Origin of the sequence: Pseudoalteromonas sp. SIMBA_162 (assembly GCF_046535955.1) — a bacterium.
In the GTDB taxonomy this organism is placed as follows: Bacteria; Pseudomonadota; Gammaproteobacteria; order Enterobacterales; family Alteromonadaceae; genus Pseudoalteromonas; species Pseudoalteromonas marina.
Genome location: NZ_JAWJBQ010000149.1, coordinates 1 through 349, shown reverse-complemented (window position 1 = coordinate 349; position 349 = coordinate 1). Strand labels below are relative to the sequence as shown.

Genomic DNA, 349 nt, shown 5'->3' with positions numbered 1-349 from the left:
AATTAGTTCATCTCTAGGATCGTCAGAGGCAACATAGCTATTAGAAGGCTTAACCCTTAAATACCAATACAACATAGAGATTAAAAGCATTGAAAATAAAAAAACAGCAATGCCTTCAATATACGAACCATTAACTCCATAGTTAACACAAAAATAAAGTATTAAAATTGATCCTATAACATAACACCCCCAAAACAGCAAAAATGATTTCGACTTAGACTCTTGCATACTAATGGCCCTAACTTCGTGAAAACTACTATGGATAGCAACCTCCTTGTTTTTCGAGTATAGTTTTTGAAAGAATAATCAACAAACCTTACACCCCTTGGCCGCAGATTCTGAGTGCAAC

Annotated in this window: 1 protein-coding gene; it reads right to left on the bottom strand. The window is 34.7% G+C overall.

The window, feature by feature from the left end:
• On the bottom strand, positions 1–228 hold a 228-nt coding region (locus R0J88_RS19105; RefSeq protein ID WP_410900744.1), incomplete at its 3' end, for a hypothetical protein.
• Between the last annotated feature and the right edge of the window lie 121 nt (positions 229–349).